Origin of the sequence: Natronosalvus vescus, assembly GCF_023973145.1 — an archaeon.
Taxonomy (GTDB): Archaea; Halobacteriota; Halobacteria; order Halobacteriales; family Natrialbaceae; genus Natronosalvus; species Natronosalvus vescus.
Genome location: NZ_CP099546.1, coordinates 862,832 through 883,992 on the forward strand (window position 1 = coordinate 862,832; position 21,161 = coordinate 883,992).

General features: G+C 63.8%; 19 protein-coding genes and 1 pseudogene. 14 read left to right on the plus strand and 6 right to left on the minus strand.

The window, feature by feature from the left end:
* Nucleotides 1-110 precede the first annotated feature (110 nt).
* Together NGM68_RS04010 and NGM68_RS04015 are read left to right on the plus strand one after the other, a co-directional pair.
* Nucleotides 111-1,079 carry a transcriptional regulator gene (locus NGM68_RS04010; protein ID WP_252700362.1) on the plus strand — a complete coding sequence of 323 codons (969 nt, stop codon included), beginning with the start codon at nucleotides 111-113 and terminating at the stop codon, nucleotides 1,077-1,079.
* Nucleotides 1,080-1,240: 161 nt separating this feature from the next.
* Entirely contained in the window at nucleotides 1,241-1,741 is a 501-nt protein-coding gene (locus tag NGM68_RS04015) for a 2'-5' RNA ligase family protein (protein WP_252700363.1), read from the plus strand.
* 101 nt (nucleotides 1,742-1,842) lie between these two features.
* On the opposite strand, the gene NGM68_RS04020 is transcribed toward NGM68_RS04015, so the two are convergent.
* Entirely contained in the window at nucleotides 1,843-4,020 is a 2,178-nt protein-coding gene (locus tag NGM68_RS04020) for an ATP-dependent DNA helicase (protein WP_252700364.1), read from the minus strand.
* A gap of 137 nt (nucleotides 4,021-4,157) precedes the next feature.
* Between NGM68_RS04020 and NGM68_RS04025 the strand changes: the two genes are divergently transcribed.
* Together NGM68_RS04025 and NGM68_RS04030 are read left to right on the plus strand one after the other, a co-directional pair.
* Nucleotides 4,158-5,432 carry a TIGR00341 family protein gene (locus tag NGM68_RS04025; RefSeq protein ID WP_252700365.1) on the plus strand — a complete coding sequence of 425 codons (1,275 nt, stop codon included), beginning with the start codon at nucleotides 4,158-4,160 and terminating at the stop codon, nucleotides 5,430-5,432.
* Between the two features lie 126 nt (nucleotides 5,433-5,558).
* Entirely contained in the window at nucleotides 5,559-6,029 is a 471-nt protein-coding gene (locus NGM68_RS04030) for a cupredoxin domain-containing protein (protein ID WP_252700366.1), read from the plus strand.
* Between the two features lie 50 nt (nucleotides 6,030-6,079).
* Here the strand turns inward: NGM68_RS04030 and NGM68_RS04035 are convergent, their stop codons facing one another.
* Nucleotides 6,080-6,496: a hypothetical protein gene (locus tag NGM68_RS04035; RefSeq protein ID WP_252701376.1), complete on the minus strand. Its 417-nt coding sequence runs from the start codon at nucleotides 6,494-6,496 to the stop codon at nucleotides 6,080-6,082.
* A 431-nt stretch (nucleotides 6,497-6,927) separates the two neighbouring features.
* On the opposite strand from NGM68_RS04035, the gene NGM68_RS04040 reads away from it, so the two are divergent.
* Entirely contained in the window at nucleotides 6,928-8,520 is a 1,593-nt protein-coding gene (locus NGM68_RS04040; RefSeq protein WP_252700367.1) for an outer membrane protein assembly factor BamB family protein, read from the plus strand.
* Nucleotides 8,521-8,600: 80 nt separating this feature from the next.
* Here NGM68_RS04040 and NGM68_RS04045 read toward each other — a convergent pair.
* The 3 genes and pseudogenes from NGM68_RS04045 to NGM68_RS04055 form a co-directional block, all read right to left on the minus strand.
* Nucleotides 8,601-9,446, minus strand: a pseudogene (locus tag NGM68_RS04045) (transposase); the annotation flags it as partial.
* Nucleotides 9,447-9,549: 103 nt separating this feature from the next.
* The gene (gene larE / locus NGM68_RS04050; protein ID WP_252700368.1) at nucleotides 9,550-10,458 is read right to left on the minus strand and encodes an ATP-dependent sacrificial sulfur transferase LarE; all 909 of its coding nucleotides are present in this window, start codon (nucleotides 10,456-10,458) and stop codon (nucleotides 9,550-9,552) included.
* A 138-nt stretch (nucleotides 10,459-10,596) separates the two neighbouring features.
* On the minus strand, nucleotides 10,597-11,505 hold the full coding sequence (locus tag NGM68_RS04055) for a winged helix-turn-helix domain-containing protein (RefSeq protein ID WP_252700369.1): 909 nt from the start codon (nucleotides 11,503-11,505) through the stop codon (nucleotides 10,597-10,599).
* Nucleotides 11,506-11,627: 122 nt separating this feature from the next.
* On the opposite strand from NGM68_RS04055, the gene NGM68_RS04060 reads away from it, so the two are divergent.
* The 8 genes from NGM68_RS04060 (at nucleotide 11,628) to NGM68_RS04095 (ending at nucleotide 18,659) form a co-directional block, all read left to right on the plus strand.
* Entirely contained in the window at nucleotides 11,628-13,289 is a 1,662-nt protein-coding gene (locus NGM68_RS04060) for a COG1470 family protein (protein ID WP_252700370.1), read from the plus strand.
* A 330-nt stretch (nucleotides 13,290-13,619) separates the two neighbouring features.
* Nucleotides 13,620-14,852, plus strand: coding sequence for a translation initiation factor IF-2 subunit gamma (locus NGM68_RS04065; RefSeq protein WP_252700371.1), 1,233 nt, complete (start codon nucleotides 13,620-13,622; stop codon nucleotides 14,850-14,852).
* A 12-nt stretch (nucleotides 14,853-14,864) separates the two neighbouring features.
* Nucleotides 14,865-15,251, plus strand: a complete 387-nt coding sequence (locus NGM68_RS04070; protein ID WP_252700372.1) for a type II toxin-antitoxin system VapC family toxin — start codon at nucleotides 14,865-14,867, stop codon at nucleotides 15,249-15,251.
* Complete coding sequence (locus NGM68_RS04075) at nucleotides 15,252-15,824, plus strand: DNA-directed RNA polymerase (protein ID WP_252700373.1); 573 nt, start codon at nucleotides 15,252-15,254, stop codon at nucleotides 15,822-15,824.
* A gap of 2 nt (nucleotides 15,825-15,826) precedes the next feature.
* Nucleotides 15,827-16,024 (plus strand): transcription elongation factor subunit Spt4, encoded by a 198-nt coding sequence (gene spt4 / locus NGM68_RS04080; RefSeq protein ID WP_252700374.1) that lies wholly within the window; start codon nucleotides 15,827-15,829, stop codon nucleotides 16,022-16,024.
* Nucleotides 16,025-16,038: 14 nt separating this feature from the next.
* On the plus strand, nucleotides 16,039-16,668 hold the full coding sequence (locus NGM68_RS04085) for a GTP-dependent dephospho-CoA kinase family protein (protein WP_252700375.1): 630 nt from the start codon (nucleotides 16,039-16,041) through the stop codon (nucleotides 16,666-16,668).
* Nucleotides 16,669-17,085: 417 nt separating this feature from the next.
* Nucleotides 17,086-17,877 carry a DNA-directed RNA polymerase subunit epsilon gene (locus tag NGM68_RS04090; RefSeq protein ID WP_252700376.1) on the plus strand — a complete coding sequence of 264 codons (792 nt, stop codon included), beginning with the start codon at nucleotides 17,086-17,088 and terminating at the stop codon, nucleotides 17,875-17,877.
* Nucleotides 17,878-18,026: 149 nt separating this feature from the next.
* The gene (locus tag NGM68_RS04095) at nucleotides 18,027-18,659 is read left to right on the plus strand and encodes a DsbA family oxidoreductase (protein ID WP_252700377.1); all 633 of its coding nucleotides are present in this window, start codon (nucleotides 18,027-18,029) and stop codon (nucleotides 18,657-18,659) included.
* A 100-nt stretch (nucleotides 18,660-18,759) separates the two neighbouring features.
* On the opposite strand, the gene NGM68_RS04100 is transcribed toward NGM68_RS04095, so the two are convergent.
* Entirely contained in the window at nucleotides 18,760-19,590 is an 831-nt protein-coding gene (locus NGM68_RS04100) for an NAD(+)/NADH kinase (RefSeq protein WP_252700378.1), read from the minus strand.
* Between the two features lie 198 nt (nucleotides 19,591-19,788).
* Here NGM68_RS04100 and NGM68_RS04105 point away from each other — a divergent pair, with 198 nt between their 5' ends.
* A complete protein-coding gene (locus NGM68_RS04105; protein ID WP_252700379.1) occupies nucleotides 19,789-20,901 on the plus strand; it encodes a KaiC domain-containing protein in 1,113 nt (370 codons plus the stop codon).
* Nucleotides 20,902-21,161: the final 260 nt, after the last annotated feature.

The window sequence follows — 21,161 nt, forward strand, 5'->3', positions numbered from 1 at the left end:
GCTGAAAAAGTTCTATATAAGGATATCGCTCAGGAAGCCGTCGAATGGCAGACAGCACGTCCCCACCACTGGGGAAACGCTCATATGGGATGAGTGACTTACTTTCCCCTATGTCCCGATCCGCACTGGTCGGCAACGTCACCGCGATGCTCGAGGACGCAGGCTTTACGGTGAGTGACCGGTGTGCGATTCGCCCAAAGAGCTTCGACATCGCTGCCCGCCGCGGTACGGATCTGGTTCTCGTCAAGATTCTGGGCAACGTCGACGCCTTCAACCAGGAAACCGGCCACGAGATGCGACGACTCGGCACTTACCTCGAGGCAACGCCACTGGTCATCGGTCTCCGCAGTCGCGACGAGGATCTAAAACCGGACGTGGTGTACTTCCGCCACGGCGTCCCCGTGTTCAGCCCCGATACGGCGTACAACCTGTTCATCGAGGGCGTACCACCACTGATCTACGCCGCGCCTGGCGGCCTCTACGTCAACATCGACGGCGACTTGCTGGCCGACGAGCGTGAGTCCCGGGAGTGGAGTCTCGGTCGGCTGGCGAACGAACTCGGCGTCTCCCGCCGGACGGTCTCGAAGTACGAAGACGGCATGAACGCCTCCATCGAGGTGGCGATGGCGCTCGAGGATCTGTTCAACGCGCCGCTGACGAGCCCCGTCGACGTGTTCGACGGCGCCGATTCGGTGTACGACCGAGAGACCCCGCCGGAGGAACCGGACGCCGACCCGGACGACGAGGAAGTCGTCGCGGTGTTGACCCGAGCGGGCTATCGCGTCCACCCGACGCTTCGTTCGCCGTTCAAAGCCGTCAGCCAGGACGAAGACGACGACGAGGACGTCGTCCTCACCGGTCACTCCCAGTTCACCAAGGCCGCCGAGAAACGCGCCAGGATCATGAGTTCGATCGGACACGTAACGCACACGCAGTCCGTCTACGTCGTCGACCGGGCCAAACAGGACGCCGTCGACGGTACCGCGCTCGTCGAACGCGAGGAACTCGAGGCGCTGGACGACGCCGCCGAACTCCGGAAGGTCATCCGCGAGCGTGCCGAGCGAGAAGAGGCGGCCTGAGACGGTCTGCTGTCGTCTCTTACCGGTGATAGACCGGGTCGGCAATCACTGAAAAGTTACAGCAAACCGTATGAGACGGTTTCTCGTCATCCTGCGGGTACGGCACGACGGACACCAGCACACTCATACGAGTCAACGAACTACCTCGATCCACGATCTCCGTGTACAGCGTCAACGTCCCCGTCCCTGGACGCGTGAAAGCCCTCGCGAGTGACCTGTATCCGTCGCTCGTCGGCTTCGACACCGTTCGGGAGACCCACTCCTGTCTGCTCAAGCGACTCGGCGACGACCCGCAGGTCGCCCGCCTCCAGCAACGGGCACACCGCGCCCTCGAGGGGTCACCGGCCGTCGAAGCCGAAATTACGGGCATCGACTACTTCGAGGAGCCACCGCTTGGCTCGACGCCGGTCGTCTACCTAGCCGTCGAGAGTCCCGGCCTCGAGCGCATCCACCGGACGCTAACCGAGGCGTTCGATCCCATCGAGGGGCTCGAGGGGCCGGATTACGTCCCTCACGTCACGCTCGCCAGGGGAGGCAATCTCGAGGCGGCGCGTCGGCTGGCCGACCGGGAGATCGAGCCGATCCGCTGGACGGTCACCGAACTCGAGTTCTTCGACGGGACGTACCGACTGCCGGTGAGCCGCGTTTCCCTGCCCGCGTGAGTACGTCACCTCCCTGTTTTCGATAACTTACGTCAACGTTCGCTGAGCGGTGTCGACGGCTGCCAGGGTTCGGGCGGTGCCCTCCCCTCACTGCTCACCGCTTACGGTGCCGGCGGCTCCCCCTCGTACCGGTCGTGATCGGCGTAGAAGTTGAGCATCGCGAACTTGAGTTTTTCCGGGTCGATGTCGATCAGTTCCTCGCGCTCCTCGTGCGGGAACGTCCCGTTGACGCTGTACTTCCCGAGATCGGACTTCGCGCGCCTCGAGTAGCGTCTGTCGAGGAGAATTCGGACGCCGACGTCCTCGGGCGAGCGGATGACCCGGCCGAGCGCCTGGCGGGTCTTTCTGACGGTCGGAATTTCGACGGCGTAGCGCCAGCCGGTTTCGGTGCCGTCGAATGCGGTGTCGTAGGCCTCCTGGACTGCCTCGGCGCGATCGTCCAGGTGGGGGTAGGGAACGCCCACGACGAGCACCGTGTGTGCGTCGTGCCCGTCGAAACTCACTCCCTCGGCGAGCGTACCCCACAGTGAGGTGAAACAGACGGCGTGGTCGTCGGCGACGAACTGCTGGCGCAACTCCTCTGCGCCGACGCCGGGTTCGTCGAGGTAGACCGACGCCTCGGTTCGTCCCTCGAGGCATTCGGCGTACCGGGCCGCCTCGCCGTAGTTCGGGAAGAACGCGAGGGTGTTTCCGGGAGTCATCCTGACGGCGTCGTGGATGCCGTCTGCCACCGCGGCCTGCACCTCCGGATCGTCCCGTGCTGAGGCGAAGAGAGCCGGCGTCTCGACGGCGTAGGTGCGCCGACGCTCCGGGGGGAACTGGAGCCCGTACGCCATCGTGACGCACTCCTCGAGACCGAGGACGTTCTCTGTGACCTCGAAGGGCTGGAGGGTCGCGCTCATCAGGACGGTGCCGGAAACCTCCTCGAACAGTTGGCCGGTGACGTGACGCGGGAGACAGCTGTAGAGTTCGGCGCGACCGTAGATTTCGTCGGTTCCGGAGTCCCGGCGGACGGAGACGACTGGATACAGCCCCTGATCGCCGCCCTCGTTCATCCAGGCGTTGACGAACGCGCCGGCCTGGAGGGTCTGACACTCCGTTCGCGTGGCCGTTTCGCCCTCACGGTAGGCCTCCTCGTACTCCTCGTCGAGTTGCTGGCCGAGTTGCATCGCCGCCTCGAGATCTGGACCGATTCCCTGCCCGGCGTAGCGCTGGAGGAACTCAAGGGTGAGGTCGTCCCGGCGATCTTCGTTGCTGATCGGGACGTCCTCCCAGTTCTCGCCGATCCGTTCGCGCTCGCCGAAGCCGAAGCTATCCTCGTAGGTCTCGACGAGAGCATCGCGGAACGCCTCGAACACGTTCGCGGCGTCGTCGGCCCGTGGATCGCTCGCTTCGGCCAGTTCGTCGAGCGCCGAGTCGAACGTCCGTTCCGAGCAGGCGCGGCTGGCGTGGTCGCGGGCGGCGTCCTCGACGTTGTGGGCCTCGTCGAAGACGGCGATGACGTCCTCGGGGTCGCGACCCAACCAGCGGAAGAACTGCTCGCGGATCATCGGATCGAGCAGATGGTGGTAGTTACAGACGACCAGGTCGACGCCCTCGAGTCCCTCCTTCAGGAGTTCGTAGCCACAGAGTTCCCGCTGGTCGGCGTACTCGTAAATCTCGTCGGGGGTGCGGACGTCCTCGAACAGCCACTCGAAGAAGTCGTCGGTGGCCTCGGTATCGAGCAGGTTGTTTCGATAGTGATCACAGACGTTCGCCTCCTCGAGGTCGTCGATCCGTTCCTCGAGGCTCTCGAGTTCGTCCATGACGGCGCTGCGGGCGTCGGCGGCGGCGGCGCTGCCGCCCTGGCTCGCCTCGAGCAACTCGCGCTGGCGGCGCTCGAGCTGGGCGTAGTCGGATTCTGTGTCGACGAGCGCGCGGGTGTTGTCCCGCAACGCCTGACACTCCTCGTAGCCGACGTCGATGTGGCACATCGATGCCTTCCCCTTGAAGACGACTGCACGGATGGACTCCTCGCGGGTGATCGCTCGGGCTTCGGCGATGAACTGGCGCATCTGCTGGTGGACGTTCGTCGTGATGACCACCGTCTTCCCCTGCTCGCGGGCGACCTCGAGGGCGGGGACGAGCGCCGAGAGGGTCTTTCCGGTGCCACAGGCCCCCTCGAAGAGCACGTTCTGCCCGCGAACGAGGGTGTTGTAGATACGATCCATCGCCTCGCGTTGGTTTGCGTACGGCTCTTCGTAGGGGAAAAACCGCAGGTACTCGCCCACGTCTGACACGCTGGGTGGTTGGGTGCCCATCGGATAAAAGGTCTCTGCTGAAAGTCTCCTTATCTGATATTTGGTGGGGTCGCCACGCGAGCAGGCGCGAGTACTCGGGGGGAGCTTTTTTCGTCCCACTCTCCGTCTCGACAGTCGTGCGTCTGGTTCAGATCACCATCCCAACGGGAAAACGCGATACGGTTCGTCGGTTGCTCGAGGACGAGGGACTCGAGTACACCATGACAGACGAAACGAGTCGGCGTGAGTTCGAAGCCGTTGCGTACGTCCCGCTTCCGCAGCCGGCCGTCGAACCGGTGATGGACAAACTCCGGGCGCTCGGTATGTCTGACGACGCTATTACCGTCGTCGTCGAGGCCAGCACGGTCGTCTCAGAGCGGTTCGAGGAACTCGCCGAGCGCTACGCCGAGGAGAACGACGAGGATCGAATCGGCCGCGAGGAGTTGCGATCGAGCGCGGCCGATCTGATGCCGACGACGCGAAACTATCTCATCCTGACCATCGTGAGTGCCGTCGTCGCGACGGCCGGGCTGTTGCTCAATTCGGCCGCCGTCGTCGTCGGTTCGATGGTGATCGCGCCGCTGGTCGGCCCAGCGCTGTCCGCCAGCGTCGGCACCGTTATCGACGACCACGGCCTGCGGGTTCGGGGTGTGACGTTACAGGCGCTCGGAATCGGCTGTGCGATCGCCAGCGCCGCCATCTTCGCCGGCTTCGTCCAGATGGCGAATCTCGTCCCTCCAGGGATCGAGATACTCGATATCGATCAGATTCGCGAACGCCTCGCGCCGGACTTTCTGGCGCTCGCCATCGCTCTCGGGGCCGGGGTCGCCGGAGCCGTGAGTCTCTCGACGGGCGTCTCGGCGGCGATCGTCGGCGTCATGATCGCCGTTGCCCTGATCCCACCTGCCGCAGTCGTCGGGATCGCTCTCGCCTGGGGCGATACGACGCTCGCCCTCGGCTCAGGCGTGTTCGTTCTCGTCAACGTCCTCTCGATCAACATGGCAGCGCTCGCAGTACTCTGGTACCAGGGCTACCGACCGGAGACCTGGTTCCGCACTTCCACCGCTCGCGTGGAGACGTTGACCCGAATCGGCGTGCTCGCCGTCGTCATCCTCGTTCTCTCGGTGTTTCTTGCCGGCGTTACCTTCGCGAGTTACGAAGGTGCCCTCGCCGAAGAGGAGATCCGCGGTGAAGCCGCAGCAGTCATCGACGAACACCAGGGACTCGTCCTGATGGACGTGACCGTCGAACAGAGCGACCATCCACTCCGTGGCACGCCGGAAACCGTCGTCCTCACGGTAGGCAAGGCTGAATCAGTCGATTCGCCGCCGATTGCACACGAACTGCAGGAACGACTCGAGTCGGAGCCACGGGTGGAGGTGCACTTCGTCGAGGTGCAGGTCAGAGAATGAGCGGTTGAGAGACGACACGCGGAAGCGAGTCGGTGTTCAACCGCCCGCGTTCGAGGGGTGAACCGGAATTCCAACCTCGTGGGAACGAGCGACGGCCCCTACCCCCTTGGGCCCGAACGTGTTCATATGAACTCGACCGACCGACTCTCTCGCCGACGAACGTTGCAACTGACTGGACTCGCCGGAACGGCGCTGCTCGCAGGCTGTCAGGCACCGGTTCAACAGACCGAACCCGAGGCTGACGACGCAGAGGGCGACGAACCAGTGGGATGGGAGAACGTCGAGGAGATCGTTCTCGAGGGACACTTCGACCACTGGATCGGCGTCGAACCGCCGGAGATCGCCGACGAGGAGAACCCCACGTTGGTGCTGTACGCCGGTCGCGAGTACGAACTGACCTGGGAGAACGGCGACGGTGACTTCCACAATCTCGTAATTTGGGACGAGGACGATAACGCCCTCGAGGAGACCGACTACACGGACGAGGAGGGTGCGACTGAGACGCTGACGTTCGAAGCCAGTGAGGAGATGGTTCGGTTCGTCTGTGCACCACACGTGCCGACGATGGACGGAGCTATCGAGGTTCGAACCGAGTAACAGCGGTCGTGAAATGAGGCAGGTGCTACACTCGAGCGCCAGCCTTGGCGTTACTCGTTGTCGTCGGTCTCCGGAACGGACAGCGCCACATCGGCCGGTGCATCGTGTGCACTCGAGGCCCGAACCCGGACGGTCGCATACTCGAGGGCTTCCTCGAACGTCTCCGGGCCGTCGTACCGAGCGCCAAAGAGCGACATGAATCGCTGGGCGAGTTCGTTCGCCCGCTCGAACCGCAACACCGACCGGATCGTCTCGTGTTCGACGAAATCGAGTCCCGGGTAGGCCGTCGTCGTGATCGCGTACCCTGGTTGGTCGCCGCAGTCGATCGAGGCGGGTGCGACCCTGAGGCGCAGGTCTCCGGCATCGTGACGGTAGGTCACGTACGCCATCTCCCGGTCGCGGTCGGCGGGCGTGTACTGGCGGGCGTGTTCGATCGTCCAGTCGGTGGCCACGTCCTCGTAAGCCATCGGAGGCGTTTCTTCGTGTTTCGTCTGGGGCACGTCCTCGCCGATCATCACTCACGTGTAACTCGCCGAAGACGACGTTCGTACCGACTCGAGCAATATTCACGACGGATTCCATCAATTTTGATCTAACGTTGGGTTCTTGCTCCCTCTTCCCTCATATGTCCGCACATTCGTACACTCGTGTTCTGCTCTGGTGGGTTGTGCCTGGTGAGACGATCCACTATCCCGTGTTGTGTGGGTGCTGTCGTTTCCTCGGCGTGTCGCGTTAGGGGCCATACCCGGTCATTTGGCTGGGAGCGAATCGACCGGTTTTCTGTTGCTTTCTTCGACCGTAGTTGTTCGCTGTGAAACGATTCCAGGTGCGTATTTCGTCACCGAAACGATGCTACAGACTGCGTAGTAAACTGATATGAATCCGTTCAATCGGCCGTATGAATCGATCAAGTCGACGCCGATTCCTGCACCGAACTGGGCTGACGATCGCCGCCGGCAGCGTCCTGGCTGCGTCTGGCGGTGGAGCAACCGCGGTCGCATCGTCGGCGAGGGCGGATAGCCACGACTGGCCCTCACTCGGCGGGAACCCGGGCAACAATCCCCTGGTTCCAACCGACCCACACCCGGGTGAGACGGCCGACGTCGCCTGGTCGTACGAGCACGGAGAACCGGGTGGATATTCGACGGATACGGGTGCACTCGCGGTCGCCGGCGGAACGGTGTTACTCACGACCGAAGACGGCGAGGTTCACGCGGTCGATACCGCCGACGGCTCCCTCGAGTGGCGCACCGATCCCATCGGCGCGACGGGAACGCCGGCGGTGATCGGCGACTTCGTTTACGTGGGCGGCGAACGCTTGTCGAAGATCGACGCCGACACCGGCCAGATCTGTTGCCAGACCCGCCTGGGATACGACGAGGAGATTCCGTCGCCGACGGTCGCTGACGGCATCGTATTCGTCGTCGGCGACGGGGTTCTCTACGCCATCGAGGCCAGCGAGAACGCGGAACGGTGGCGCTTCGATCCGCCCGGTGACCCGCTGTACGAACAGCCGGTCGCCGTCGGCGACGGCGCGGTGATCGCCACCAGCGAATCCCGTGCGTTCGCCCTCGAACTCGAGGACGGCACCGAGCGCTGGGTCGACGACGCGTCGGTAGGAGAGAGCGACGATGTCGTGTTCGCGGGGACGAACGACCGGCAGACCGTCTTCCCCGTCGCAACTGACGACTTGGTCGCGATCGGCAGCGTAGACCGGGAGCAATCCGGCATGTGGCCCATCGGTTACACGACGCTCTATGACCTCGAAACCGGCGAGAAGCGCGTCGTCGGTGAGTCGCCGTCGTGGGATTCCGGGGCGATCACCGACGAACGATTCTACGGACTCGATTCCCACAATCTCCGGGGATACGATCAGGGAACTGGAGAGGAGACATGGTCGACCGAGGTCAGCACCTACCACGTATCGTCGGTCGTCGTCACCGAGGAGACCGTGTATGCGGGGCTGCTGATCGACGGTGAGGCCTACGCACCCGAGGATCAGCCCGAGCCGGAGGTCGGTGTCTACGCGTTCGACGCCGAGACGGGCGACGTCGAGTGGACTGTCTCCACAGATGGCGTCCCGGCGCTCGCGCTCGTGGACGGAACGCTCTATGCGGCCAGCACCAGGGACGTGGTCGCGATTCGAGACGAATCAGAAACCGACGCCGGCGGCGACGATTCTGATGATGCTGACGACACTGATGACGAGCACGAAAGTGATGAGCACTCGAGTGACGACACCGACACCGACTCCGACTCCGACTCCAACGACGCCGACGGCGATGACGATACAGACACTGGAACCGACGACGCGACGGACGACGATCAAACGACTACCTCGACGGACGACCCCGCGAGCGAAGGAACGGCGTCGGCCGGCGAAGAAACCGACGACCCGACGCCCGGATTCACGACGGGGGCCGGCATCGCCGGCGGGGCTCTCACCCTCGAGTGGCTCCGACGTCGGGTTAGCGGTGACGAACCCGAGTAAGTCGCTACAAGGCGGTAGACTGGCACCATGACATCCTCCTCGCCGTGAACGGCGAGGTTTCCTCGCGCTGGGGGTATCGCTTACCGACCCACGGAGGCAACTTGCGGGTTCGTATGCTCCTCGTTGAGAACTGAGCGTGGTGACTCTGACCAATCATCGTCGTCCCACTTGAGGCATACAGGCCGTGCCATCGACCGTGTTACCGTCGTCTGCCGTTGACGAGACGCTCCGCGTCTCGTTCGCCAACCAGAACTCGGAGAGTTCTGGTGACGTCTCAAGAACGATTCACTTGCCACGAGGTCGGCGTGCCCCTCGAAACTACACGAACACGTCAGCGTATCCTGATGCCGAATTGTGTCCTCTGTCGAACCACAGTTCGGACACGTCTGACTCGTCCACGCTTCCGACCGAACTTCTACCGACATGCCGTATTCTTCGGCGGTACACGCCAGTCGGTTCAAGAACGCTCTGAACGCCCAGAAGTTGTGTGTCTTCACGTTCGCCTCCACCGACCAGTGAGTTTCCAACACATCGGTCAAATCGCCAACGTACACCATTGAAACGCCTTCTTCGTACAGGCGTTCGATGAGGTTCCGAGCAAGCGCGTCCCGTGCGTGGTCACACCGCTTTGTACGTCGGTCGTACAGGCGTCGGATACGGTGACTACTGTATCGACTGTCCTTCAACAGTGATTGGAGGCGGGCGATTTCTCGCGTGGCTTCGCGGAATCTGTCGAACAGGTCACGTCCTTCGTACAGGTATTGCTTGCCGGTCGTTGTTGTGCAGGCAACGATGTTGTTCGCACCGATGTCCAGAGCGGCTTCTTCCGAAGCCAGTGGTTGTGCCAGTCGAGAATGATTTTCGCTGATTGTGACTGGCTGAAAGGCCCTGAACGTCTGTGCTTGCTCGTCGTAGAACAACTCTAAAGGGCGGGGACTCTCTCCTTGATTCAGGTAGCTGAACGTCCGTTGCAATTTTTCGTGGGTGAAAACGGACGCCTCGAACGCTCTCGAACACTCCCTCGACGGCTCAGTGGTCGGCTCGTGGGTACTCCGCTGTGAACACGTCTTCCACGAGTGGCTCGCCCGTCCCTTCGACCGCCGTCTCGCCAGCTTCGACGCTCGAGTCCTCGCCGGCCGGACTCACGCTCCCCGTCCGGTAGCCGTGGAGGTCGAGCGTGACGTGGTCGAATCCGAGGTCTGTCAGGGGGTCACGGATCGACTCGACGAACGACGGATCGAGGGCTGCCTCGAGTTCTTCCGGGGCGATTTCTATGCGGGCGAGGCCGTCGTGGTCGCGCACGCGGAACTGTTCGAAGCCCCACTGGTGGACGAGCGCCTCGGCGCGTTCGATCCGGCTGAGGCGATCCTCAGTCACGGCCAGCCCCGTCGGGATGCGTGAGGAGAGACACGCCATCGATGGCTTGTCCGCGACCGAGAGACCGTACTGGTCGGCGACCTCGCGCACCTCGTCCTTCGAGAAGTCGTGGGTGAGCAGCGGGGAGTGCACCTCGAGTTCCTCGACGGCGCGGAGTCCCGGTCGGTGGCCCGCAACCGGATCGTCTGCGTTCGTCCCGTCACAGACCGTCTCGATACCGAGCTCGCGAGCGCGCTCGAGCATCTTCCCGAGTCGCATCGTCCGGCAGTGATAACAGCGCTCGTCGTCGTTCGCGATGAAGGCGTCGCTGTCGAGTTCGGAGAATTCGACGATCTCGTGACGGATACCGATCTCCTCGGCGACGCGTCTGGCGTCCTCGAGTTCGGCCGCCGGGAGGGTCTCGCTCTTTGCCGTACACGCCACGGCGTTCTCGCCGAGGGCGTCGTGGGCGAGGGCGGCTACCGTACTCGAGTCGACGCCGCCGGAGAAGGCGACGAGGACGCCGTCGTGTGTTGCGAGGTCGGCGAGGGCGGCCTCGCGTTTGTCCTCGATGGTTGTCATACCCTTCGTTTGGTTCGAACGGCAAAAAGCGCGTTGTAACTGGCTTCTTCCCATTGGCTGCCCGACGTCGGTACAAACAGTTGTCGACTGCGCGACGAACAGCCTACATCAGTCGTCACGAACACTTGTCGACCGCCGTCACGAACACGTGTCGATCGCCGTCTCGAGCACGTCGAGATCGCTATCGAGCCTGACCCGCATGACGTCGCCGCCGACGGGCATCCGTACCTCGAGCCGATACGGATCGCGGCCGACGATTCTGGTGTACTCGTCGCTGACACACCACGGCAGCGTCCAGTATGGTCGCTCGTCGAGGCTGACGCCGCGCTCACGGTGAAAACTGACGACCTCGGAGTGATCGAGCAGGCGCAAACCGGCGGCTGAGCAGAGGGTGTGCCCACACTGGACGCACTCGTGGTCGACGCGGACGTCGACGCCGAGACAGCACCCTTCCTCGCCCTCCTCGACGATGTGCGTCTCCATCCGGCCGCTACACTCCGGACAGACGCCGTCGGCGGCGAGGCAGTGGAGGTGGCGAACCCGATTGTCGAACGCCTCGGTCACCTCCTCGTGCGTCCGGTCGTTCAGTCCACCAGGCGGGAACGAGTACTCGCCGTGACGTTGCCCGCAGTCGGTGCACTCGATGGCCAGTCGTTCGTCCGAGTAGACGCCCTGGAGCGGGCCGCCGCAGGTGACACAGCCGCCCTGGACGGGAAACGGATCGAGGCGGGGATGCTCGTTGAACGAGCCGGCGATCACGGCGTGGACGACCTTCTCGCCGGCGTGTTTGAAGTCGTACCCGCCGTCGACCTGGTCGATGAAATGACCCGAGAGCTTCTGGAGGTGGTAGTTGAACTGCGCCGAATCACGCATCTCGACGGCTCGACGCAGTTCGGAGAACGAAACCGGCCGCTCCTCGGCAGCCCACAGCGCCTCGAGAATCGAGAGTCGCGTCTCGTTGCTAATCAGCGCGAACGCCTCCGCCGGGTCGAGGCAGTCGGTACACTCGAGGATAGTCGACTCGCTCGAGGTGTCGGGGTGGCTCATACGTGATGCTCAATTGGCATCGACTAAAGCGTTCGCTGAAGCTCGTTTTTGTAAAATGTGTGATGGGTCTGGATAGCAAGCGAGCCAGACGATTTATCGCTGGTTGTCACTTATCAATCCGCGTGAATCGATTCGGGACTCGAGCGAGCGTCTTCGCGCTTGTCTGCGTCGTCGTGATGCTCACGGTAGTCGGCGGCGGGGTCGACACCGGTGCCGTTGTCGGTGACGAGCATGGGAGTAACGACGACCGGATACCCGCCAGCGGTGTCGACCATCGAGACGGCCAGGCCTGGTCAGCCCACTCGAGTCACGTTCTCACTCACTCCGACCACGACGAGGCACCTGACCCAGCGGACGGCGAGGTGGCCGACGACGGCGAACTCGAGACCGCGTACTTCCTGATCAGGTACCACGCGGACTACGCGGACGAGGCGGAAACGATCGCCGCCGTCGCCGACGACCACTACGTCGTCCTCCACCAGAAGTTCGGACTCGAGTTGCCCGAGCACCGGACGCAACTCATCGTCGGCCCTCGCGAGAATCAGCCCTGTGACGCCGTCGGCTGTGTCGACCCGCTCAACCGGGTATGGGTGTCGACGGACTCAAGGTCGCTGCTTCACCACGAACTGGTGCACACGATCCAGTTGCGCGAACACTGGTCACCGTTGAACCAGCTTTCCGACCCCGACCCGGGCGAGGGCATGTTCATCGAGGGTACCGCGAAGTACCTCGACGCCTCGGCTGCCCAGATCGAGCGCTCGGCCAGGTTTGATCCCGACGCGATCGACTTGACGTCGTATCCGGAGGGCAGCACCGAGTACGCCGAGCGGGCGCTGTTCGTCGAGTTCGTGATCGAGACCTACGGCCGCGAGGCGTTCGACGCGCTCTATCTCGAGGGCTCCGTCGCGGGGCTCGAAGCGGCGACGGGGGCGTCCTTCGCCGACCTTCGCGCAGACTTCGACGTCCACCTCGATGCCCAACAACAACGCCTGCGCGACGGCGGCGCACCGCTGCCGGCGTTCACCTACGACCCGATCGAACCCGAACCCGAGCAGGAGGTTACCCTCGACGCCCGGACGCCCGACGCAGTCGCCGCCATCGGCCGGACGTGGTACCCTACGGAGCCGGACGCGTTCGCCTGGGATCTCACCGGCGACGGCGAGGTCGACGCGACCGGGCCTACGGCGACGCTCGAGGTGCCGACGACCGGCGAGTGGCCAGCCGAGGTAACGCTCCTGGTCGAAATCGACGGGGAAACCCACGCGGCGACCCAGCGGATCGTCCTCTCTGGCGAGCCGTCGATCGGGGTCGCGGACGCGGCCGTTCCCGATCGCCTCGAGCCCGAGGAGACGGTGTCGGCGACGGTAACCGTCGTAAACGACGATCCCAGACCGACGAGTGACACGCTCGAACTCGTTGTGGGTGACGAACGGGTCGCCTCCACTACCGTGGAGCTGGCACCCGGCGAGGAGCGGACGGTCGAGCTCGAGGGCACCGTCTCCGGCCTCGAGGCGGGCACCTACAGCCTCCGGATCACCGGGTCGGACGAAGATGCCGGTCTCGAGGGGTCGATCGTCCTCGAGGATGGCGGCGATTCCGCGGCCGATACTGACGCGGACGTGGACGGTGACCTCGGTGACGAGGACGGTTCGGGCGTGGCCGACTCGATTCCGGGATTCGGCGTCCTCATGGTGCTGAGTGCGCTCGCCAGCGTCGCTCTCGCGCATCGAGTGTTGGGTTGGTCGCTCGAGGGACGCGGCCGCTCGGCGGGAGCGGACGATTGACCTCGTGTCGCCGAGTGTGCTGTTGATAGGTCTGTGCCACACGGTAGGGCGGTGATCTGCCTCAAACTTCAGATATTGTAGTATTGCGTCGGATATGGCTTCAAAAACTGTAGTAAAATCTCGAGCCACCCGACAACGGGCGTCGTCACGGGTGAGAACTCGAGACCTGGTTGCGGTTCGGCACCCGGTCGCGGTTCGCACCGACGCACTAACCGTGCGCTCGCGTCTCGAACCCTGTGCAGCGCTCACACACGGTGTCGGCCCACACCTGCAGAACAGTAGGTTTATCAATCGCAGAGCGGAACCCCTAGTACAATTACTCACCGTCTTATGGCAGGAAATGGACAACCGGAGGTGAACATCGGACTCGTCGGCCACGTCGATCACGGCAAGACGACGCTGGTGCAGGCCCTGAGCGGCTCGTGGACTGACCAGCACTCAGAGGAGATGAAACGCGGTATCTCCATCAGGCTCGGCTACGCGGACGCGACGTTCCGTCGCTGTCCCGGGGTCGACGAACCCGAGTGTTTCACCGTCGAAGAGGAGTGTCCGGACGGCTCAGAGAGCGAGCCCGTCCGAACCGTGTCGTTCGTCGACGCCCCGGGTCACGAGACCCTGATGGCGACGATGCTCTCGGGAGCATCGCTGATGGACGGAGCCGTGCTGGTCGTTTCAGCATCCGAGCCCGTCCCGCAGCCACAGACTGAAGAACACCTGATGGCGCTCGATATCATCGGTATCGAGAACATCGTTATCGCCCAGAACAAAGTCGACCTGGTCGACGCCGACCGGGCCCGCGAGAACTATCAGCAGATCACGGAGTTCGTCGAGGGCACCGTCGCCGAGGACGCACCCATCGTCCCCATCTCCGCCGGCCAGGAGGTCAACATCGACTACCTGATCGGCGCGATCGAATCGGAGATCCCGACGCCGGATCGCAATCCCGACGACGATCCCCGGATGCACGTCGCCCGCAGTTTCGACATCAACAAGCCGGGGACGACCCACGACAACCTCGCCGGGGGCGTCCTCGGCGGCAGCCTCGTCAAAGGCGAACTCGCCGCCGACGACGAAATCGAGATCCGTCCGGGTCGCCAGGTCGAAGAGGGTGGCCAGACGGAGTACGTGCCGATCCAGACGTCGGTTCGATCGCTCCAGGCGGGGAGCCAGTCCGTCGATACCGCCACGCCCGGCGGACTGCTCGGGGTCGGCACCGGCCTCGATCCCTCGTTGACGAAGGGTGACGCCCTCGCCGGCCGCATCGCCGGCCCGCCGGGGACGCTCCCGCCGACGTGGGAGCAGTTCACCATGGACGTCGACTTGCTCGAGCGCGTCGTCGGCTCCGACGAGAGCGAGACCATCGACGACATCAGCACGGGCGAGCCGCTGATGATGACCGTCGGCACCTCGACGACCGTCGGTGCGGTCACCAGTGCTCGAGAGGGCGAGTGCGAGGTGTCGCTGCAGCGGCCGGTGTGTGCCGAACCCGGCGCGAAGATCGCCATCAACCGTCGAATCGGGGCTCGCTGGCGACTGATCGGCCTCGGTACGCTGCAGGAATAAGGGAGGACATCGATGACCACGCAGGTTGCACTCGATACGAGCGCGCTGATGATGCCGGTGGAACTCGACGTCCGCCTGTTCGACGAACTCGATCGGGTAGCTGGGTCGTACGAGCCGACGACGCCCCAGCCCGTCCTCGAGGAACTGCGTCGCCTCTCGGAGAAGGGCGGCGAGGAGGGAACGGCGGCGAACGTCGGCCACGACCTCGCAACCGAGCGCTGTCTCGTGGTGGACACGGAAGCATCGTACGCGGACGACGCGCTGGTCGAACTCGCCCGGGAGGGCGTCGTCGACTACGTCGTCACGAACGACCTCGCGCTACGCGACCGGGTGCTCGAGACGAACATACCGGTAATTGCATTACGCGGGAGAAACAAGTTGGCAATCACTCAACCATAGATGTACAAACGGGTCAAACTAAAGGATACGGTAGAAGTGCCCCCCGAGGAACTCGGCGACGTCTCGCCAGACCTCGTGAAGCGACTGCTCCAGGACAAACTCGAAGGCCGGATGGACGAGGAGGTCGGCAGCGTCGTCTCCATCACCACTGTTCACGACATCGGTGAGGGAACGGTGTTGCCGAACCGCCCCGGCGTCTACTACGAGGCGGAGTTCAATGCGGTGACGTTCGATCCGCAGATGCAGGAAGTCGTCGACGGAACGATCGTCGAGGTCGTCGAGTTCGGTGCCTTCGTTGGCATCGGCCCCGTCGACGGCCTGCTCCACGTCTCCCAGATCTCCGACGAGTATCTGGCGTTCGATCGGGAGAACCAGCGACTGGCCTCGAGTGAGTCCGACCGCGCGATCGGCGTCGAAGACGCCGTCCGGGCGCGCATCGTGACGAAAAGTATCGACGAACGCAACCCGCGCGATTCGAAGATCGGTCTGACGGCCAAACAGCCCGGACTGGGCAAACACGGCTGGCTGGCCGAGGAGTTCGAAAAGCGCGAAGAAGCCACCGCAGGTGAGTGACCATGGCATCGAATCGACTCGTCTGCCGGGAGTGTCACCTCGTTAACCCGGCAGATGCCGAAACCTGTAACTCCTGTGCGTCGTCGTCGCTCACCGAAGACTGGGCGGGCTACGTCGTCATCGCTCACCCCGAAGAGAGCGAGATTGCCACAGAGATGCAGGTGACCGAACCGGGCGCGTACGCGCTCAAAGTGCGTTAACCGTCCCGACAGTCGTGACTCGAGACGACGGCGACGAGCCCGAACCTGAGCCAGACGCTGGATCAGAATCGGAGACCGACGGCGCGGACACATCGAGCAGTGAGCGCCAGCTTTCACTCCCGCAAGCACTTCGCCACGAACTCAAAGACCCGATGGGTCCGATCGAAACCGACGCACGGGTGCTGCTCGAGTCGATCGACGGCCCGCTGATCACCGTTGGCGACGTGGTCACCTACCACGTCCTCGAGGCCGGTCGCGAACCCGACGTGGCGCTCGTCGACGGACAGACCAAACGGGAGGCCGTCGACGACGAGATCGAGCGCGCGGTTACCGCCGACCCGGCAGCGACGATCACCGTCACGAACCCGCCCGCCGTCCTGACCGAGTCGCTGCTCGAGGCGCTGGTCACGGCGCTCGAGCGCGCGGAGCCGACGACGATTTTCGTCGAGGGCGAGGAGGATCTGGCGGTGTTGCCGGCGCTGTTGGCCGCCCCCGACGGCGCACACGTCGTTTACGGCCAACCTGACGAGGGGATGGTACACGTCCACGTGGACGAGTCTGCTCGAGCACGTGCACGGGCGTTGCTCGAGCGGTTCGAGGGTGATGCGGCTGTGTTGACCCACGTTATCGAGCGGAACGGATAATCACTCTCCCCTGGTTCGTCGAGCAAAAATTCAAACTCGCGAGCGACAGCGTCTATTGTCTTCGTTTGAACTCGACCGACTCACCCGTGATCCTCGTCTGAACTCGACTATATATTGGTCGCTGCGCTGACCGCTGCTGCCCTCCGGTCGCTATGCTGATCACTGCCACACTGGCCACTGCATCCCTTTAAGTACTTCTCGTCACAAGGTAAAGATACGAAGGGCTTTTCGAGGGGAATTTTCTGGTACGCAGCGATAGCGTTCTCGGTATGCTCGAGTCGTCAGCTGACCGTCTTCGAGTAAACACTCTCACTACGGAGCCGACGGTACACTCGAATTGGCAGTGTTCCAGACCTATCACGCGAGCACAATCCGAGCGAGGTTTTTTCACCATCTACGTACCATCCCCACGGGAGGATGAGCCCGAACGGTGTCTCGAGCGGGGCGGGAATCGATCGACCGGCAGGTCTCGAGCACGATCGCCAGCGCCAGGCCATCGAGCTCGAAACCCGGCCAGGGTCGGGCACGCTGTCGCGCGCCGACCACCAGCGCGACGCGACGGTTCGTCGCTGGGGTGTGATCACGCCGAGTGCGACCGTCATCGGCCGCCCGGAATCCCCGGGAGACGATCTCTCCACAAGTATTCGGCGGCTCCACGACGAACAACACGGAGCGACGCCAGGATACAGCGAGCGCGCCCATCGACTCGACCGGCTGCGCACCACCCAGGCGCTCTGTAATGCCCTCGAGGTCACCCCGTGGCAGCGCGACCTCGCGCTTGGCGTGATGGACGAGATCGATCTCACCGAGTTCGGTAGCCAGCGCGCGATTCCGAAGGTCGCACTCGTGGTCATCCGTCACGTCGTCGACGTCGACCGACGATCGTACTTCGGGCTCGACGACATCGACGTCAGTGCGCTCTCACCCGAACGGATGGAGGAACTCTTCGGACAATACCGGGCTCACGACATCACCGACGAGGCGACGTTCAAACGCCTCGCGGCCCAGCACGGGCTGGATACGACGAGTCTGAATCGCTTGCGTCGCGTGCTTAAGGGCCAACTCGAGGACGAGCTGCCTGCCTACGGACGGAACCCGTATCGCGATCCGAATTTACCCCAGGTTACCGAGGACGACGATGCGGCAGACGGGGCAAGCAGTGGCGACGATGCGAACGGCGACGACGAGACTCCCGCCGAACCCGAGTGACCGACGGCCGCGAGTGGACGCACTCGAGGATTGTGGACGCCACTCGAAAATACGTGACTGATACATCAGTTCGGGCTCGAGGATCCGAAAACGGCAGCCACCCCACACCAGCCGCCCGCTTTTGTCGCTGGCGTTCCAATCACCAGGCGATGACGACCGACGCACCTCGTAAGCCGATCACCATCTACGCCGACTACGTTTGCCCCTTCTGTTACCTCGGGCGACAGTCCCTCGAGCAGTATCGACGATCCCGTGACGCCCCACTCCCGATCGAGTGGCATCCGTTCGACCTTCGTCGCGGGAAGCGCGATTCGGAGGGAGCGATCGATCGCGACGTCGACGACGGGAAAGACGACGAGTACTTCGAGCAGGCGAAAGCGAACGTGCGCCGGCTGCAGGAGCGCTACGAGGTCGAGATGGCCCAGGAGCTGGCGATCGAAGTCGACTCCTACGACGCCCAGCTGGCATCGCTGTTCGTCGCGGAAACGGATCCCGAGCGGTGGGAGGCGTTCGACGAGGGGGTGTACGACGCGCTCTGGAAGGACGGGCGAGACATTAGCGACGGGGACGTTCTCGCTGCCATCGGCGACGACATCGGCGTCGGGGCGCAGGACATTCGGACTGCCCTCGCGGACGAGGCGCTTCGCTCCCGGCTCGAGTCGCTGTTCGACGAGGCCGCCGTCGCCGGGATCTCGGGCGTTCCGACGTTCGTTTACGAGGGGTACGCGGCGCAGGGTGCGGTGCCGCCGGCACACCTCGAGCGGCTGGTCGAGGGCGAGTGACCGGCCGTTCTCAGCCACGCATCTCCGCTCACCTGCGTTTCGTCGACAACACTAGTCTCGTCGGGCACTCGGGTCTCGCCAGTCACTCGAGTTACGCCAGTCACTCGAGTTTCTCCAGCGCGTCGAAGAAGTGCACCTCCGGGCCGGCGAGGGTGATCGGGTCGTCGGCGACCGTCACGGTTACGGTTTCGGGTGGCTCGAGTTCCTGGCGCGTTCGGCCGTCGCTGATCGCCCAGGTGGGGCCCCGACCGGAGAGGGTGAGCGTCACCTCGCTGTCGGCACCCACGACCAGCGGCGGCATCGACTCCGCGGCACACATCTGGGTGACGACGAGGGCGTCGACGGTCGGGTGAACGAGCGGCCCGCCCTCGCTCAGGTTATAGGCCGTCGACCCCGTCGGCGTCGAGACGAGCGTGCCGTCGGCCCAGCTTCGGGCGTACGAGACGCCGTCGATCGCCACGTCGACCTCGACCCCGCCGGCCGGCCCGCGTCGCGGCCCGTGGACGACGATCTCGTTGAGCGCTGGCTCGAGCGTCCACCCCTCGCCACTGGCCTGTAGCCGCGGGACGGATCGGCCCTCGATCGTGCTCGTCTCCTGGTGCTCCTCGAGCAGCCCTTCGACCGCGTCGACGGCGGCCGCCGGTGACACCGCGTTGAGAAACCCGACCTCGCCGAGGTTGATACCGATCAGGGGGACGCCGCCGGTTTCGCGGGCGACGAAGAGAAAGGTGCCGTCGCCGCCGATGCTGACGACGAAGGCACAGTCGCCCATCGCGGAGACGGGAACGGCGGGGGCGTCGACCGCATTACCGGTGGCGTCGTCGACCACCGCGTCGGCACCGAATGCGGCGACCGTCCGGACGAGTTCCTCTGCGATGGCTCGAGCCCGCTCGTTGTCTCGCTGGGCGACGATACCGACGTCGGCTACCATGTCCTCTGGTAGCGCACCCGTGCGCAAAAATCCACCTCTGTCTGGGTCGAGCGCTCGTACTCGAGGTGTCTGTGGCAACAACATTCATCGTTGTGGGGCGTTACCTCGGAAGCAGACGCGACCCCAGAGACAGTATGGTGTACCTTACTGGCGGATCGAGATCGGCCGCCCCTGCCACTCGTGGTGGACGTGATAGCCATGAGTGACGAACTCGAGGACGACTGGTTCGAGCGGGCCATCGATGAGCGAGCGGCGAGTGAAAACGAGGGCGCCGAACCGAAAGCTGACGAGCCAGATGGGGAGGGGATGGACGATGCGGACGATGCGGGAGCGGCGAACTCGAGACCGTCGAACGAGGACGACGACCGATCTGCCTCGAGGCCCAGTGACGGCGAGGGCGGCGATGGAGGTGATGGCACCGGCGGCGATAGCGAGGGTGGGACGCTGTTCGACACGGACTTCGCGAGTGCCCTCGAGGGCGTCGAGGTGCCAGAGATGGCCGGGCCTGACGTCGAGGATAACACGAGCGGCGGCGGGCCGACGGACTTCGACGAACTGGATTTCGAACTCGGCGGCCCGGAGACGCCGGACTTCGATGCCGAACTCGATAGCAACCTCGAGCGCATCGATCTCGGGATCGACGGCCTGGATCGAATGATTCAGGGCGGCGTCCCCGTCCGATCCCTGCTGGTCGTGATGGGGCCGGCCGGCACCGGCAAAACCACGTTCGGCCTCCAGTTTCTCTATCACGCCCTCGAGCAGGGGGAGAACGCGGTGTTCATCACGCTCGAGGAGAGCAAACAACGCGTCATCAACAGCGCGACGGAGAAGGGGTACGATTTCGACGAGTACGTCGAATCGGGACAGCTCGCCGTCGTCGACGTCGACCCGGTCGAGATGGCGAACAGTCTGACCTCGATCCGAAACGAGTTGCCCCGCCTGATCGAGAACTTCGGAGCGAGCAGGCTGGTACTCGATTCGGTTTCGCTGCTCGAAATGATGTACGAAAGCCGCGCGAAACGTCGCAACGAGATTTACGACTTCACACGCAGCCTGAAGGAGGCGGGCGTAACGGCCATGTTGACCAGTGAGGCCGCAGAGGAGTCGGCGTACGTCTCCCGGTACGGCATCGTCGAGTACCTTACCGATGCGGTGTTCGTGTTGCAGTACGTCCGTCCCGACGATTTCCGCGAGACGCGGCTAGCGGTCGAGATCCAGAAGATCCGCGACGCGAACCACTCACGTGAGAAAAAGCCCTACGAGATTACGGACGAGGGGCTCTCGGTGTACCAGCAGGCGAATCTGTTTTAAGGGGCGATCACGGATCCGATCGGCTACCGGGGTCGTTCCGGCCAGCAACGAACGATCGTTCCCTGGCGTAAAGTCACACCGTCACCGTGGGAACGCACAGTTTGTGTCTCGAGTGTTGTGTGTTTCGTGATTCGGGACTGGAACTCGGGAACTCGTAACTGGAACTCAAACTGAAACTTGATCTCGAGGCGTGTCCGAATCGAGAATGGAACGATTCTCCAGAGCAATCCTCGACCGCTGGGGGTTGCAGTGTCGAGTTG